General features: G+C 44.8%; 13 protein-coding genes. 2 read left to right on the plus strand and 11 right to left on the minus strand.

The genetic code is table 11. The features are described from left to right. Window positions 1–243 precede the first annotated feature (243 nt). Window positions 244–1,212, plus strand: a complete 969-nt coding sequence (locus M2387_RS22570; protein ID WP_259052807.1) for a helix-turn-helix transcriptional regulator — start codon at window positions 244–246, stop codon at window positions 1,210–1,212. Between the two features lie 149 nt (window positions 1,213–1,361). Here the strand turns inward: M2387_RS22570 and flhC are convergent, their stop codons facing one another. The 9 genes from flhC to M2387_RS22615 all read right to left on the minus strand — a co-directional run bounded on the left by flhC (window position 1,362) and on the right by M2387_RS22615 (window position 13,224). Then, window positions 1,362–1,922, minus strand: coding sequence for a flagellar transcriptional regulator FlhC (gene flhC, locus M2387_RS22575; protein ID WP_259052955.1), 561 nt, complete (start codon window positions 1,920–1,922; stop codon window positions 1,362–1,364). 12 nt (window positions 1,923–1,934) lie between these two features. Then, window positions 1,935–2,282, minus strand: coding sequence for a flagellar transcriptional regulator FlhD (gene flhD, locus M2387_RS22580; protein ID WP_259052808.1), 348 nt, complete (start codon window positions 2,280–2,282; stop codon window positions 1,935–1,937). Between the two features lie 517 nt (window positions 2,283–2,799). Continuing rightward, the gene (locus tag M2387_RS22585) at window positions 2,800–3,036 is read right to left on the minus strand and encodes a hypothetical protein (protein WP_259052809.1); all 237 of its coding nucleotides are present in this window, start codon (window positions 3,034–3,036) and stop codon (window positions 2,800–2,802) included. 550 nt (window positions 3,037–3,586) lie between these two features. Beyond that, window positions 3,587–5,338, minus strand: a complete 1,752-nt coding sequence (locus M2387_RS22590; protein WP_259052810.1) for an ABC transporter ATP-binding protein — start codon at window positions 5,336–5,338, stop codon at window positions 3,587–3,589. Then, entirely contained in the window at window positions 5,329–7,104 is a 1,776-nt protein-coding gene (locus M2387_RS22595) for an ABC transporter ATP-binding protein (protein WP_259052811.1), read from the minus strand. Before M2387_RS22595 ends, M2387_RS22590 begins: the two co-directional genes overlap by 10 nt. Before the next feature lie 254 nt (window positions 7,105–7,358). Next, complete coding sequence (locus M2387_RS22600; protein WP_259052812.1) at window positions 7,359–8,912, minus strand: carbohydrate porin; 1,554 nt, start codon at window positions 8,910–8,912, stop codon at window positions 7,359–7,361. A gap of 134 nt (window positions 8,913–9,046) precedes the next feature. Continuing rightward, window positions 9,047–10,429, minus strand: a complete 1,383-nt coding sequence (locus tag M2387_RS22605) for a PTS transporter subunit EIIC (RefSeq protein WP_259052813.1) — start codon at window positions 10,427–10,429, stop codon at window positions 9,047–9,049. Between the two features lie 6 nt (window positions 10,430–10,435). Continuing rightward, window positions 10,436–12,109 (minus strand): alpha-glucosidase, encoded by a 1,674-nt coding sequence (locus tag M2387_RS22610; RefSeq protein WP_259052814.1) that lies wholly within the window; start codon window positions 12,107–12,109, stop codon window positions 10,436–10,438. Window positions 12,110–12,225: 116 nt separating this feature from the next. After that, window positions 12,226–13,224, minus strand: a complete 999-nt coding sequence (locus M2387_RS22615) for a LacI family DNA-binding transcriptional regulator (protein ID WP_259052815.1) — start codon at window positions 13,222–13,224, stop codon at window positions 12,226–12,228. 221 nt (window positions 13,225–13,445) lie between these two features. Here M2387_RS22615 and M2387_RS22620 point away from each other — a divergent pair, with 221 nt between their 5' ends. Beyond that, window positions 13,446–13,694: a hypothetical protein gene (locus M2387_RS22620; RefSeq protein ID WP_259052816.1), complete on the plus strand. Its 249-nt coding sequence runs from the start codon at window positions 13,446–13,448 to the stop codon at window positions 13,692–13,694. Between the two features lie 64 nt (window positions 13,695–13,758). Here the strand turns inward: M2387_RS22620 and M2387_RS22625 are convergent, their stop codons facing one another. Both M2387_RS22625 and M2387_RS22630 read right to left on the minus strand, forming a co-directional pair. Continuing rightward, the gene (locus M2387_RS22625; protein WP_259052817.1) at window positions 13,759–15,099 is read right to left on the minus strand and encodes an anaerobic C4-dicarboxylate transporter; all 1,341 of its coding nucleotides are present in this window, start codon (window positions 15,097–15,099) and stop codon (window positions 13,759–13,761) included. 287 nt (window positions 15,100–15,386) lie between these two features. Further along, complete coding sequence (locus tag M2387_RS22630) at window positions 15,387–17,414, minus strand: alpha-amylase (protein WP_259052818.1); 2,028 nt, start codon at window positions 17,412–17,414, stop codon at window positions 15,387–15,389. Window positions 17,415–17,568: the final 154 nt, after the last annotated feature.

Raw genomic sequence — 17,568 nt, forward strand, 5'->3', positions numbered from 1 at the left:
GGATCTCTGTGGTTGAGTCAGAGCATTTTATTTGATAATGATTATCAATATCTTTTGAATTCCTATGGAATCAGTTTTGTTTCGTATGAATTATTGACTGACAAAGATAATGGCTCTGCTGGGGGGAGCACTTGTTGTAGCGTAAAAACAGGTATGCTATAAATACAATTGATAATCATTATCATTTTTTTTTGAAAAAATCACTGATACAGCAGAAGGTCAGGACGAGGGAAACGGTGCATCTTGAAGGTTTCATTGAAGCAGGAACAACAGCTCAGTAAAGAACATTTCCATCTCAATCATAGCGAGCAGACCGGTGCCGTTCGTAGCCAGCCGATTGAAAACTTGGGTGTCTGTTATTCTGATCAGATTGTTCTTGCCCCTGATCTGACCCTGGTACACTTACATTACAGCCCGGTCTGTGACCTGACGATTAATCAAGGTGATAATCCTCATAACGACCATGTTCTGGTGATAACGTTAGGACTTCATGGTAACTCCTGTTATCAGTCTGCTCAGGCCTCACCTACGGTTAACTTTAGCGCGGGATACACGACTATCAACGCGTTCCGTCATAGTGCAGGCCAGCGTTATTATCATGCGGCAAGCACCACCTCCCAATTACGTTTAATCATTGGTGAGAATCTGCTTCAGCAATATGTTGGTCATGAGCGAGCGCATTTGTTATTAGGTAATGGCCAGTTAACCCAGCTACTACACCAGAAAACCTCACCGACCAGTCTTTCTCATGCATCAGTACTCGCCCGCCATATGAACCATCATGAAGCTGGAACAAACCGATTAGCCTTACATATGCATAGTCTCGGTTTGCTATCAGAACAACTCGAATCTTTATTACCGCCAGACACGAGCAGCAAGCAAAAACTGTCTCCTGATGAAGTCAGACAGTTAGAACAAGTACAAGATATGATGCAAAAAAATATTGCAGAACCGATAACGGAAGAGTCCCTTTGCACCGCTATTGGCATCAGCAAAAGCAAACTCAAGGAGGGATTCCGTTATCTTTTTAACTCCACACCACATAAAATGTTATTAGAAATGCGCATGCGAAAAGCGCATTTATTACTGGAATCTGGCTATCAAGTGGCACAAACAGCCTGGAATGTTGGATACCGTCATCCCAATAATTTCAGCGTAGCATTTAATCAGTTTTTTGGTTACTCACCAAAATCAGTATTCCATAAAAAATAATATCGATTATAAACCCCATCATCAGTATTACTCATAAATAACATCACCATAGTTTATAATGATAATTATTAATACATTAGCGCCTCCATTAAGAAGGCATTAATGTTGCCATTAATAACTAATTAAGACAAAATAAGCTCTATCACTGATTAATTACTTGCTCTATGACAAATTGAGAAATGATTACTGTAGTGATTCTTTTTAATCGCCCGTGAAGGAATACAACATAATCGACAAGTAAACTGTTTATAATTAATATGGGTTGGCGTGACAACAAATACGCCACCACAAGTACAACATTTAGTATGTTCAATCATGCCGCATTCAATAAAACGAATCAATGTCCATGCCCGTGTCAATCCGAGCACCGGTTTTTCTGCTGAGTAACTGATGCATTGTTCAAGATAAAGTTTATATGCCATCAATGTATGTTCAATCGTTCTCCTGGTCTGGGTTTTATGAAAAAATAGAAATATGTTATAAAACATCGAGGCATGAACGTTCTGTTCCCATGTCATAAACCAGTCAGGCGAAAAAGGTAATAACCCCTTTGGTGGTGAGCAACCTTTAAGCTCTTTATATAATCTTAATAATCGGCGGCGGCTCAAACTGGTTTCACTTTCCAATACCTGCATGCGTGCCCCAAAAGATATCAATTCCATTGCGATATGCACTTCAGTGATTTCTTTGAGAATGCTTTTATTTGTCATCATTCTCTCCTGTTAAGCAATTGAAGGATTTTTATCTTTCAGAGAATCAAGTAATTCAGTCGATAAAATAATACCAGTATGTATACGCTGAAGAGCATCAATACGTGAGTCTTTAGTCAAACATTCAATCACATCTTCATTGTCCAGCCTGAGACGACTAATCAGCTGTCCGGTAGAAGAAAGTTTGATCAGTTGTTGTAAAGATAAATCTTTTAATATATCTATGGTTTCATCATTTAAACCTAACCTGAAGGTTGCCAGAAATTTATTCTCTCGTATTAATCGTTGCGCTAGCAACAGATATGAAAGATTGACATTATGTATACTCTGAAGCTGTTCGTTATAATCGATAGTTTCCATTTGACTCATCTTTATCTCAGTAATTATGGTTAACCAGAGTGCTTTATTCAAGATAGAACAGACCATTTGAAGGGTCTTCTCAATTAAACACCACAGTACTTAAAATGCCTTTTAATTATTATTATTTTATTATTCGGGTGCAAGCTCCTCCTCCATAAATATTTGAAAACGGCAAATTTAAAATGAGTTAATATTTTTCATTCTATGAAATAAATTAAGTGTATTTAGAGATAATAATCAACACCAACCTATGATAATAAAATCATAAAAAACATATTAAATGATAATATTATGAAAAATATAATTAAAAAATTAAATTATAATTTCAACCGGTTAAATAAAAAACAATAATATACTAACTATTTCAACACTCCACTATGTAACTGAGTTACATGTACTTACAATAAAACCAATCACAAACGGAGTCTTTTGACAGCCTGAGGATGTAACTGGTTCACGCGCGTTTCTGTAATACTAAAAACACTGGCTATTTTTTCATCCGGTTATTTACTCGTCCTCATCCGGGTGTCCCGTTGCGCTCACCAGGCTTATCAGTTAGAGCCCAACGGATACGATAAGAGAAAAAGGAATCCATGGTAATACTTTTCGTTGCATCAAATAGATCAATAGCATTTAAAAAAATAATGGGATCCGTCTGGACAAAATCATTAGAGGCAAGCACATCACAATAAATCAAATATTGATATTCACTCTGCAATAACCCTTTATCGTTGTAAGTATAAATATCATCCATAATAATAAATCCATGTCTGTTCCACTCCCTCATTATTCGTTATTAAGCAAAAAACAAATAGCTTAATAAGTAGTATGTTTCTTGCATATTTACGGCTATAGATTTAATTAGAAAGCAACACCGGGCATTTAAAATACAACCTGTTATTTCTTTTTATATAAATAGATGACAATGTGTAAAAAAAACAACATGTATTGATAAATAATAATATACAGTAAAACGTTAACTTCCATTATAATAGGAGAGAACAACTAGCTAATTTTATAGCATGAGATTTATGATTAGGTTTCATGGTGATAAATTTAATGAACACATAAATTAATATTTCCCCGAACTGTAGTGGTGAGTATTTATATAAATATAGAATAATACTGGCATTATTAATAATGTGGATTAAAAAACCACCATTAACCGACTAAATCGACAACTATCGGAAGCTTCTTTTATGGCAAGGTAATATGCCAGGTATAGATAGCAATGTTCTCCTTATTGTTCATGCCCCATCAATGTGAAAGACACTCTTCAGGGGCTAAGTCAGGTTAGATATAATTTAAATATCTTCGGGTTGATAAGCTCGCCAGCCTTCCGCATGATTACGCGCATGCCAGAAATCTGCGTATCGGCCACCTGCTGCCAGTAATTGCTGATGACTTCCGCGCTCAATGATTTGTTGCTGGTCAAGCACTAAGATTTGGTCTGCATTCCGGATAGTAGAAAGTTGATGTGCGATAACCAGTAATGTACAGCGATGAGTCAATGACTTGAGTCCGGCGGTGATCGCAGCCTGGTTATCTGCATCAAGTGATCCTGTTGCCTCATCCAGCAGTAAAATGGGCGCATTTTTTAACAAGGCACGGGCAATGGCAACTCGCTGACGTTCACCGCCGGAAAGTAAGCCTCCACCCTCTCCCACCTGACTCTGCCAGCCGTCAGGTAAACGTTGTAGTAATTCGTCCAGACGAGCCAGTTCAACCACCCGCAGGATATCCTCAGCATTCGCATCGGGACGACCAATCAATACATTTTCTCGCAAGGTGCCACTGAACAGGTAGTTATCCTGAAAGACCGGGGCAATAAGCGCCATATGGTCACGGCTGCTTAACTGGCACAGGTCGGTGCCTCCCAGAGAGATACTGCCACTATCAGGATCGAAGAAGCGGGCAATCAATCGCATTAGCGTGGTTTTACCCGAACCAGAAAGCCCCACCAGTGCGGTGGTGGTGTTTGCCGGTAAGGTGAAAGAAATATTCTTAATGATCGGTTGTTCAGGCTGATAACCAAAGGTCACGTTATGCAGTTCAATGCTTGCCTCACCGCTGTATGGTTGCGGATTTTCTGGCTGCGGCAGAGGTTGTTCATCCAGCACGCGTTCAACCGCATCCATTTGCGCTGAAGCCATACGAATCCCTGAAGCATAGGCTGCGACTTCCGTTAGTGGATCCATCACGCGATTCATCAAAACCAGTAATGCCAGTAAAGTCACGAGCTGCTGGGGGTCGTTATCATTGAGCCCCAGGTAAGTCACACTCGCCATCAGCATCAGGAAACTCAATTGTGTCACCCATGAATTCGCCAGCAGCGGCGGCAATACCAGCCAGAGCTGGCGTTTACTGGCCCGGTTCTGTGCCACCAGTGCAGCATCAAAATTGACATGCCCTTGCTCTCCACATCCATGAGTACGCAATACCATTTGGTTTTGGGCAAATTCAACCATACGATCGCTGGCTTCCGCCGTCGCCTGATGCACCGCCTCATCGGCCGTTCGTCCCAGCTTACCTGCCCACCAGTAAACCAATGCGACCAGAGGGAAAATAATCAGCGTAATTAATGCAATGCGCCAGTCAAAGAACAAGGTTGCACTCACAACAACCAGAGGTGTCAGTATCGCGCGCATTAATGGCGTTAACTGATGTGCCGGAAGCCCGAGAATTTCCATTACTCCCTGGCTCAGTAGCCCCCCTAGCCTGCTGGTATTTGCCGGGGTAAACCAGCCCAGTGGCAGGGTGACAACGTGGTCGCCAATTCGGTGGCGTAAAGTATTGAGTAAAGTAATCGCAACCTTAAAGCCCCCCATAGAGACCACATAATTAAGATACCAGGTGAGCAATGTTCCCAGGATTAAAGGAATTAACCAAAGAGCGGCCAGGGCCACTTTCCCCAGTAATAATGCCCGAATAACAGGAACCACCATCGCAAAGGTAACCCCCTGCACCAGACAGAATAAACACATTAATACCAGGTAGCGTTTCAGTATTTTGCGGTTCTCCGTACCCAGTAATAATGAAAGACGAGTCAGTAGCATATTTCCTCCTGAGCCTCTGAAAATTGAGCCTGCCATAAACGCGCATATTCTCCCTTACTGGCCAGTAGCGCGTTATGGGTTCCCTGCTCCACAATATATCCATTCGCCATCACGACGATATTATCGGCATGGACAATGGTGGACAGACGATGGGCTATCACCAGCAATGAACGATTGCCACGACGGGCAATTAATTTCGCCAGAGTATCCTGAATAGCAGCTTCTGATTCGGCATCTGCCTGCGCCGTTGCTTCATCAAGTACCAGCAGTTGCGAGTCTTTAAGTAATGCTCTGGCAATACTGAGTCGTTGAGCTTCGCCGCCAGAAAGCAGTGCATCTTCACCAAAAACTGACTGATAGCCCCGTGGCAGCTGCATAATACGCTGATGAATATTGGCAGCCTGCGCCGCAGCCATGACTTGCTCCTCGGTTGCCAGTGAGTTTCCGAGTGCAATATTGTCATGAATACTTAACCGCAATAGCCGCACATCCTGGAATACACAGCCAATCTGCTGATAAAGGTGTTCAGTAGTCATATCGGAGATATCAATCCCCCCCAGGGTAATCCTGCCACTATCTGGCCGGGCAAACCGCAGGAGCAGTTTTGCCAGCGTCGATTTTCCTGCACCTGATGCACCAACTACGGCCGTTACCGTCCGCGGTTCCAGTGTCAGAGACACCTCATTGAGAATGCGGCGATCCGTTCCATAACTAAAACTGACGCAATCAAAACAGACTTGATTATTCACGTTGATAAGCCCTTTTTCAGGCTCGGTTTGCTGAGGTATAGCCAGTAATTCTGCCAGCCGGTTAAAAGCCCCTTTTGACATCTGCAAAGATTGCGCACTATGACTTAAGGTACCAATAGGGACTGAAACGCCTAACCCCAGAACCGCAAATGGCAGCAATTGCCAGATATCCAGCCAGCCCAAATACATAAAACCGACGCCACTGACCAGGACCAGCAATAACAAAGTCACGGGGGCGATTACCACACCTGAGAGGCTTTCTGGTTTAATCAGCGGCCGAACCCAGTCAAGGAAGAAGTCACGAAAGCTATCAACTGCCTGGCGATAGGCCTGATGAGCAACGCCGTGCTGACCGAACGTTTTCACCACTGGAATTCCCTGAACAAACTCCACGACTGACTGGTTTACCTGCTCTAACTCCCGACCATAGTCAGCCATTTTCGCCTGACTGGCGCGCATTACATTTCGATAAAGCAGGAAGAAAAAAGGAAAAGGAATTAATGCAACAAGGGTCATTTGCCAGCTAATGAAGAACAGATAGCCATAGACAAAAAGAATCGTCGTCACCGCACCGGTCAGGTTTAACCACGAATGCGCAACCAAGTGATGAATGGCAGTGACATCGTCCTGCATGCTTTGCTTAATTTTTCCGCTGCTATTCGCACTAAACCAACTCAGTGGTGCATGTGCCATTCTGTAAGCTAACTGTCGACGCAGCCATAAAGAGAACGCATTTTCAGCAACATGGGAGATCAGCTCAGCAAACCCACGTAGTGCTAACCCCCCTCCCAAACAAAACGCCGAAACTTTGACAATATACCAGGCCTCGGCTGCTCGTTCTGGGTGAGTACTCATTAGTACTCGTGCCAGTTCTGTCACGCCAAGTAACGGAGCCAGTACCAGAATGGCGGAACCGGCCTGGAATAACGCTGCAAGCGTAATCCAGCCGCGTACCGGACGAAGCAATCCGACACCCGGGGATTTCTTAGCCGGGTCAGCGGCGTTTTTCGACGTCATCAAAGCTCTCCTTTTCAAATACCTTTAATATTCCTGCAATTTAAATACAGGGTTGCCGTACAAGTTTGTCTGGCTGCGGGTAAATTGTGGGTCAGAACAAAACTCAGGAATTCATCATACGGAGGTTTTTATTTATGTAAATGATAATCATTACCATTTATTAAGGAGGGGTATTCTCAGTGGGTAAATATAAATTTGCTCTGAAGTCTTTCCGGGTGAAATCATTCACCCGGATTATTTATGACAGAATGGGATCAGAACCAGGTTTCCAGTTGAGCACCAAACACAAAGATTCCTCCGCTGTTATAGCCCGCACTGCCCATGGTATCGGTGGCAGAGAAGTTATCCAGCGCCTTATTCCAGTTCATATAAGTGACAAAAAATCGAATTTCCGGACGTTCAAAGAAATCTGTCACATTTTGCATCTTAAAGGTGGGAGCAAACGTTAGCTTGGCATAGCTGCCGTTAACCGCTTTGTTACCATTAAAGCCCTGGGGATTAATATCCATATACTGATAACTGGTTTCATATTGCAGGGCAAAGTTTTGGTTAATTTCCTGAATGAAGCGTGAGTTAAAGGTTATCCAGTTATACCTGTCATTATTGAGATAGCGATTATTACTGGTTTGTGCCACCAGCAGCGGTGCCCAGCTAAACTTGTCGCTCAGAGGGACTATCCCATAAGAGGCAAATTTTACCGTCCAGGCATCATCTATCAGATAACCATCAGAACCCGGACCGCGCACTTCCGCTCCCAGACCTTTACCATAAAGCAGCACGGTTTTAGATGAACCGGTTCCGAGACCGTAAAAACTCTCTCCATGATAACCCAGCATCGTATTCACGCCGCTGGATGCCGCTTTGTCCGTTGCGAGCCCGTCGTTAATCCGCAGATCGTTATCTTTAGAGAACAGGCCATTAACCATCCACTGCCACGGCCCCAGGCGGTTATTCACAGAGAAGGTATAGTTCTGAATAAAGGTGTTATCCGCCCCGGTCATATTGTTGTATTCAACATTCTCCATCGACTTAATATCATTGAAGTTACGCCCATATACCCCCAGGTTAGTTTTCAGATCCCCCCAGAAATTAACGTCATATACCCCAGCGCCAGTCCCCACCAGATTCATCATGTCGGAATCAAGCCAGTGGATATCAAAGTTATCCCTGTCTTCCCGCTTTCCTGCCCATAAAGTGGCTTTCTGAAAAGGCCCGGTGAATTCTGGCATATCGCTCATTTCAACAAATGCCTGACGCAGATTCATCTGGCCGTTAAATGAACTGTCGGTATTATAGGTTTTGTCCCACTCGGCAATTTTCATGTAATAACGCAGTTTGGAATCATTTTCATACTGGTGTAAATAACTGATATCAGCCGTGACGTAGGTATCGGCTTCATTACCCAGTCGCCCGACGCTACCACCCGTACTACCCGCAGGGGTCATAGACGGGCCGACTGTACTGGTGGTTCCCTGTTTACCTGTGAGAATACCGGTTCGAGCATAACCGCCAAATTTGAGTTCTGTTCTTTCCCCGGCAGGTGTCTGTTTGCTAAATGCCGGCATTTTACTCAGAGCAATGTCTGACTGTGTTGCTGCCTGAATTTTTGCGGCATTATTTTCAGCAGCAAGCGCACGTTTTTCTGCAATATCTATTTTTTGTTCCGCTTTGGCTAATTGAGAACGAGACTGGTGTAATTCTTGTTCCAGTTTTTCCAGTCGGGCATTAATTTCACTGAGCGTAATATCGGCACTCTGTGCCGTTAAGGGCAAGAGTAATGCACTCATAGCAAAATGATTAATTTTCATAAGGACCCCATAAATAGACCACCGCTACGAAGACAGCAAGCAGCCCTACGCATCGTTGCGCATATCATCATTTATCGAAAAGAATTTATTTATTAAATATCGTGTTTAATTTTATATTATTCATTAAGACGTGATTATTTATTCACCCTGACAAATAAATAAGTTAAAACAAAAGAGAAAATAAATACTGATAGCCCGACACCAATATAAGTGAGTACCTGATAACGCTCATAGATATACATTAATGGTGATAATAGTACTGCCAGCCCGTACGAGTTAGCTTTAATAGATAAAAGTGATAGCACCATGCCGCCTAATGCAGCACCTGCCAACATAATACCTATTGCCCAGGTACCGGAACGCAGCACAATACCAAACAGAGCGGGCTCTGAAACCCCCAGTAATTGCGTGGCGGTGGCGGATACGCCTGAGGTTTTAAATGCCGGATTTTTGGATTTAAGGGAAATCGCCAGACAAACCGCCGCGTTCGAGAAACCATACATGGCACAGACGGTAATTAAGGGGTTAAAACCGGTTCCGGCCATCAGCGAGGTTTCAATCATAATAAACATATGATGCATACCCGTCATAACGGCAATCGGATAGATAAAGCCAATCAGCAAGCCACCAATACCGGCCGGCAACTCAAGAAAGTGCTGGATAGCCTTAATCGCATAATATTCAAAACCATGGACTAATGGGCCTAACACCAGCAAAGCTATCGCGACTGACAGCAAAATAACGACAAAAGGCGTGAAGATCAGATCCATCGCTGCAGGCATAATTCGGCGAAAAACTATCTCCATTTTCGCGCCGATTATCCCGGTGATCAGCGCTGTCAGAATCGAGCCCTGATAACCCACTAACGGAATAAACCCGGCAATGTAGATAGGACTGGCATTGCCGTAGGCGACATCATAGGCATTGGGCAGCGCCGGAGAAACCAGCATCAGGCCAATCAGAAACCCAACTATTGGCGTTCCGCCAAACTTCTTAAATGCTGACCAGCAGATAAATGCCGCTAAAAATGCAAAGGCGGTGTCACATAGCACGGTAGCCAGCGTCTTCAGGTATTGCGGTATATCGGTAACGCTACTGCCAAAATAAGCCATCACAGTATCATTAAAGAGCACCCCTTTGAGGCCAAGAAACAGCCCGGTAGCCCCAAGAATCGGAACAATTGGCACAAAAATATCGGATAATGTACGAATTCCGCGCTGTAGTTTATTGCCGCTCTGCTGGTTCATTTCATCTTTGCTGACTTCACTGACGTTAAAGGCCGCCATAAACTCGCTGTAAACTTTATTGACGATCCCCGTCCCGAGGATCACCTGATACTGGCCCGCATTAAAAAATACGCCTTTTACTTCTTTAATATTACGCATTTTTTCATCATCAATACGCTGACGATCTTTGACCTGTAATCGTAACCGAGTTGCACAATGTGTTGCCGAAATAATATTATCAATACCAATGGTATCGACTATCTCAACGGCAATATCTTTATATTTTGTCATGATGATTCACTCTTTAATAAGAATGGTTTGGTAAGGTTTCAGACAGGTATCGAGGCTGTCATAGTTATTCAGTAAGACTTCACCTTCGGGAAGAGGATAATTCTGAGGGTGGCTGCTCATATTGGTGATAGAAATAAAACGCTGGTGGGCGGAGCTCCTTTCATAAGCGACAATATCATCGGCGACATTTTCTAGCGGGATAAAATTCCCATAAATTAAGGTCTCCGGGAATTCATGATTGCGTAGCTCAATCATGCGTTTATAGAAATGAAACACGGAATCCTTTTGCTGTAGCTGATCCTCCGCGTTGAGAGTGAATTCTTCAGTGGAAAAAGCAAGCCAGGGTTTACTGCCCTGATTAAATCCACCATTAACGGTATTGGACCAAGGGAAAGGGGTTCGTGAATTATCCCTTGAGCGCTGATTAACAAACTCCAGCGATTCATCAGGTGAAAACCCTTCCGCAATAGCACGATGATAATTATCAATACTGGAAATATCATCGAACTGCTCAATACTTGAACGTTTGAAGTTGGCCATACCAAGTTCCTGGCCCTGATAAATAAACGGGGTGCCATACATAAAGAAGTACATCGCCGCCAGCGCTTTAGCCCCGATAGCATTCTGGAAGTCGCGGTCAGGGATCAGTTTTGATAGTGCGCGGGGTTGATCGTGATTTTCAATAAAAGTTGTCCCCCAGCCAGTCTGAATAAAACCCAGTTGGCTGGCAAACAGCTGTTCTTTAAACTCTTTCACTGTCCAGTTGCGGCGGCGGAACCACTCAGAGCCATTTTCCACATCAATATCCGCAGCATGAAAATCGAAGATCATATCGAAATAGCCCTTTGGCCCGATATAGCTGGCGTATTCGTTCGGCGAGACACCGGCTGCCTCTCCAACGGTAATGCAGGCAAAACGCCGAAACGTTTTTTCTTTCAATTCATTCAAGAAAATATCAATACCAGGACGATTGCGCGACTTCGCTTTAATCGATACCAGCCCGTCCGCGCCATCAGCAGGCAGAGAGCTATAGTCACTGTCTTTTTTAATAAAGGTGATGGCATCCACCCTGAATCCGGCGATTCCTTTAATCAGCCACCAGTTGATCATGGTATAGATTTCTTCCCGTAATACCGGGTTCTCCCAGTTCAAATCCGGCTGTTTTGGATGGAAAGTGTGCAGATAATAGTTATCTTCATCAGGGACTTTTTCCCACGCACTACCGCCAAAAATCGATCGCCAGTTATTCGGCGGCGCATCACCACAAGCCGGTCTGAAGATATAGTAATCGCGAAATTTTGAATCAGGATCGGCAAGTGCGTCCTGGAACCACTGATGTTCATCGCTAGTATGGTTAACGACCAGGTCAATCATCAACTGGATCCCGCGATCGCGAGCCTGGCGGATAAGCTCGTCGATATCCTGCATACTGCCAAAGTCCGCATTGACCGCGTAATAATCGGCAATATCATAACCATTGTCCGCCATCGGCGATTTATAAAACGGGGAAATCCAAATCAGGGTAATCCCCAGTTGTTGTAAATAGGGTAATTTGGCAATAATACCCTGAATATCCCCCACGCCATCGTTATTGCTGTCATAAAAACTCTTCGGATAGACCTGATAAATCACCGCTTCTTTCCACCAGCTGTGCTGGCTGGCTTGTGCCGGAACGGACATAACACCTCCTGAATATGAAATCGATACCATATCGATTTAAAAAAATTTTGCTGACAACCTGGTGATGATTCTGATTTCAAACCGTATGAAATCGATACCATATGAATGTAAAAAAATTATGCCGACTGACGAACCACCAGTTCTGACTTGAGTGCGGTAGCATCATACTGATAATTCTGGCCGTTAATCAGGGCAATTAAATACTCAGCCGAGACTCTGCCTAACTCATCAATGGGCTGACTTACCGTAGTCAACGGAATATTGATCATCTCGGCCACCGGGAGGTTATCAAAGCCAATAATGGCGATATCTTCCGGCACGCGAATTCCCTTTGCGGTCAGGGTAAAAAGTACGCCACAGGCCACTTCATCGCTCCCGGCAAATATGGCATCCGGGCGCTGTTGCGGTGCGATATCCAGCAGTTGCCGGGCTATATCCTGGCCATCCTGATAAGTATGCTTATCACGAAAAATCCATTGCTCATTAACCGTTAAACCCGCTTCGTTTAACGCCATCAGAAAACCATTATTTCTGCGACTACCGTGCCCTTTTTTCTGAAAGCTGCCGCCGGTTGAATAGGCGATGTGGCGATGACCTTTCGCTATCAAATAACGAATTGCGTTATAGGTTGCGCTTTGATCGTCAACCCGCACCACTGGCAGGTTCGAGGCTTCAATGCTGGTATTACACAGCAGGATCGGGCCGTATTTTTGATAGGCTTCGATTTCCGGGCTGTCACTTTCAGCGGCGCAGAGGATCAGGCCATCAATAATCTTTTTCTTCAGCAAATCAAGGCCATTCTTCTCTTCGCCCGGGCTGTTATGATTCTGAATAATCAGCACCGAATAACCATTCTGCCGGGCGGTCACTTCAAGCGCGTCGACCAGGCAGGCGAAAAAGGGGTTGGTTATTCTTGAAATCAAGACCCCAATACGCTGACTTTTTACACCACGCATCTGCTGGGCGACGGTGCTTGGCTGGTAATCCAGCTCTTTCATCGCCGACAGGATTTTTTCTTTTTTATCATCAGTAATATAGGGATGATTATTAAGAAAACGCGATACCGTGGTAACGGATAATCCCGCTTTCTGTGCAACGTCTTTTATGGTTGCCATGCTCTTTTATGGAATCGTTATCATAAGATGGGGGTAAAAATAGAGGAAACAGAATGCAGAGAGCAAGAGAAGATGTTTTAAAGTATGAGCTTATTCACAATAAAAGTATCAGTAGCGGCTTCCAACGGGCCTGCTGCATACTGATGAAACTTTCCGTTCAATAAGATCTGCTCAGACAATTATCTGACCTGTTTAACAACCTATAATATTGAGAATATTCAATGATTAAAGATAAAGACATCGCCAAATATTTTTTGAATAAACAATTTGAAATCAGCGAGTTAATGAACAGCAATCTGGCTGAGCTAAAAGACAAACTTTCTCCCGAAGAATTCAACAGCACCAGAAAAGCCACTGCATATATGATGGCCGAGATCCTGTTTCGCGGCATTGAACCCATCTTGCAGGAGCACCCTGATTTATCGCCACCAGAATTAGCTGCCCACTATAATCCGCAGCCTGCTGAATAATACTCCCTCGTTTAGCCATGGCGCGGGTTAAACCACGCCATGCCGATGAAACATCACATCAAAGCTACAAGAATCCGTACATCGCAGAGAAAACCCAGCCAAACACGCAGGAAACCCCGACCCCGATCAGTCCCGGGGCAATAAAGCTGTGGTTAATCACAAAGCGCCCGATTTTAGTGGTGCCGGAGCGGTCAAACTGGATAGCGGCAAGGTCACTCGGGTAAGTGGGAAGGATATAATAGCCATAGCAGGCAGGGGCAGAGGCAACGATATAAGCCGGGTTTACGCCAATTGCCAGTGCAACAGGGACGATTGCGGCCAGTGCAGCTGCCTGGGAGTTAACAAATTTAGAGACCAGCAATAAAACTATCGCGTATGCCCAGGGATATTCAGTCACCAGAGTGCCTAATACCGACTTTATCTCGCCCAGATGCGCACCAAACATGGTTTCTGCCATCCATGCGATACCGTAGACCGCGACAATCGCAATCATCCCGGAACGGAATACTTCGTTTTTTGAAATATCAGTTGGCTTAGTATTGGTAAATATAATAATTAGCGCACCGGCAAATAGCATAAATATCTGAATCACCAATACCATTGATAACGCTTTTCCGTCTAACACCGGCCGTAATTCAGGAAATGCGCCCAGTAATGCCACTACAACAATGGAGGCTAAAAATATCCACATGGCTACCCAGTTGCTACGAGGTAATTTCTTATCCAGCAGAGTGACGGTATCACCGTATACATATTCTTTGTTTTCAGGTTTTGAAATAAAATCCTGAAAGTCCGGGTCTTTATCTAAATCTTTGCCGCGATACCAGCTGAATATTCCTATACATAATATTCCGATAAGCGTCGACGGAATGGTAATTGCCAGTAAATCAACAAACCCAAGATGCTTTCCGTTTAATGTCACATCGCCAAGCATGGCCACTAACGATACTACCGCGACAGAGACCGGACTGGCGATAATTCCCATCTGGGAACCAATAGTACTGGCTGCCATCGGCCTTTCAGGACGGATATTATTTTTAATCGCAACATCATAAATAATAGGCAATATGGTATAGACAACATGCCCGGTACCGCACAGAATTGTTAGCAGGCAGGTAACAAAGGGTGCAACAATTGAAACATATTTCGGGTTACGCCTCAGCAGTCGTTCTGCTATCTGGAGCATAACATCCAGCCCGCCGGAAGCCTGTAATGTCGCAGAGGCCGCAACAACGGCAATAATAACCAGCATAACATCGACCGGTGGTTTACCCGGGGCGAGATGAAAAACAAAAACCAGTATAATTAAGCCTACCCCTCCTAATAATCCTAATGCTATACCTCCTTTCCTTGCACCGTAAAACAGACAGATCAACACCACAATAAGCTGGATAATAAAATCCATAACTAGCCCCTTTTAGAGTTTTAAAAAAACCGTCGTTCTGGCTCACAAAAAATTCACTATAGGAGGCATAAATTGATTACTTTTTGATTTAAACGATATTCTCTTACGGAAAAGAGAAGTGTTTTTCATAACAGTGAGGAAGGTACAAAAATAGACAGAAAACTAAGTTGAGTGACGGATATAAAATGATAATTCATGCTCACTTTTATAATTAAAAAAAGAGGCTTGATTATCACCGAGTGGTTTATGCTCCCCGAATCACCAGGGAGCTTGTTATCAGACAATGACTACTGGCCAGCCCATACCACCATCACTGTGTCATTATCCGTTTCGCGGATAAAACCATAGCCTTCTGACAGCGATAGCTGAGTTTGTTTACCCATACCTATTGCCGGATGTCGGGCGCGAAACTGACCCAGTTTCTGCCAGTGGGCAACGCGGCTCGCTGCTTTACCGCTGACATCCTGCCAGTTCATATCCGAACGCGTTCCCTGTAAGGGATCGGATCCCGTCGGGCCGAATGGCCGGGAAGATTCATCCCCGTAAAATATTTGCACCGCGCCTGGCGCCAGCAGCAATAGCTCTGCCGCCGTACTATCAGCCTCCCGGAATAAACTGGTGTCATGTGAGGATAGATAACTCAGGACGTTAAAATCCTGCAATTTTTCCGCCATTTGTTGCCAGGTCAGATCCATATCGGACAGGCAATCTGCCGCTTTTGCCGCCTGATCCTGGTAATCAAAATTCAGCATCGCATCAAAGCCGTGTTGATAGTAAGTGCTCTGCATCACGCCGTGACCCCAGGCCTCCCCCGTCATCCAGAAAGGTGCGTTATCCAGCGCTTTATCCGGATTTGCTTTTTTCCACTGCTCCAATGCTTCTGTTGCCTGGGTTTTTAACTGCTGCCAGGCGGCTTGTTCGACATGTTTGGCTGTATCAACGCGAAAACCATCAATACCGTACTCGCGAACCCACTGGCTGAGCCAGTGAGTCAGATAATCACGCGGGGTATAACCGGGAATCTCTTTTGCCTGGGTATCCGGCTTATATTGATAGAAATTGGGCAGACCGGACGGCTCGGTGGATTCCGTTTTCAGATCCGGCAAAAAAGCCAGGGACATGGTTAAATCGTCAAAACCCGGGCTGTTGTAGTCACCAATATCGGTGCGGATCCATTTTTTACCCCACCACTTTTCCCATCCGGCTTTATCATTGAAGTTAATATAGTCGTTAAAGCCGTGCCAGCTCTGCCCCTTGCCAGGCCTCCAGTCTGTCCAGCGTTCGCCGAGCGTTTTTTTCAGCTCTTCACCCTGAATGTACAGCGCACCAAACTGAAACTCCTGCATATCCGCCAAGGTTGCATAGCCGGTATGGTTCATCACCACATCAAACAGAATACGGATACCACGTTTATGCGCCTCATCGACCAGACGACGTAAGTCGTCCGTGGTCCCCATATTTGCATCAAGCCTGGTCCAGTCCTGGGTGTAATAGCCGTGATAACCGTAATGCGGAAAATCGCCTTGAGTGCCACCGCCAATCCAGCCATGAATTTGTTCCAGCGGGGAACTAATCCACAGGGCATTAACGCCAAGCTGTTGCAGATAATCCAGCTTGCTGGTTAAGCCCTGCAAATCACCGCCATGGAAGGTACCGATTTCCTGCATACCGTCTTTCTGGCGGCCATAGCTATGGTCGTTGTCCGGGTTTCCATTAACATAACGGTCTGTCAGAACAAAATAGACCGTGGCATTATGCCAGTTAAACGGCGCACTATTTTCAGTTTCAGCGTGTTCAAGTAACAGCAGACCATTACTGTCAGGCGCTGGTTGTAGAGTAATTTTTCCACCGCTTACGCTGGCAATATTACCGCTGTAAAAATCGCGGATTTTGTCGCCTTCGGCAAAAGACTGGCTGACGTCAATTGTCAGCGGTTTGCCATCCCATTTCGGACACTGTTTCAGCTGTAGGGCAGCCGCTGCAGCCGGTTTATCTTCCAGAGAGACCATCAGAGTCGGTGTTCCCGAACGGGTATCAATCTCCAGAATATAGCGACCATCGCGGAATACTCGCCATTGTGGCTCGGCATCGCGACAGGGTTCCATAGAGAGAACCTGGTTAAGTTTTATCGTATCTGCGGGCTGCCAGCACTGCTGATCTGAATGAATGCGTAGCGGATGCGTGCCCTTTGTTACCTCATTTTGACTGCTAAATCGGCCAGTACCTTGTTCAGTAAAGGCAGGGAAATCAGCGCTGGTCCAGCTGGCAAAAGCCATTCCGGGCAAGAGTAATGACGCAAGCACAGTGAGTTTCATTCCGGAGTCCTGTGAAGGGTATTTTACTCAGTTTGCGCGTATTCCGGGGCTATGAACTCATCCCGCGGAGGGTTTTCCAGGGAGGATTACAGGGGGTGAGTGATCCAGTTCAAAAAAACAGATCAAGAGAACGGAAGCGAAATTTCGGTCTGGC

The sequence above is a fragment of the Klebsiella sp. BIGb0407 genome, assembly GCF_024807845.1.
Classification (GTDB): Bacteria; Pseudomonadota; Gammaproteobacteria; order Enterobacterales; family Enterobacteriaceae; genus JGM124.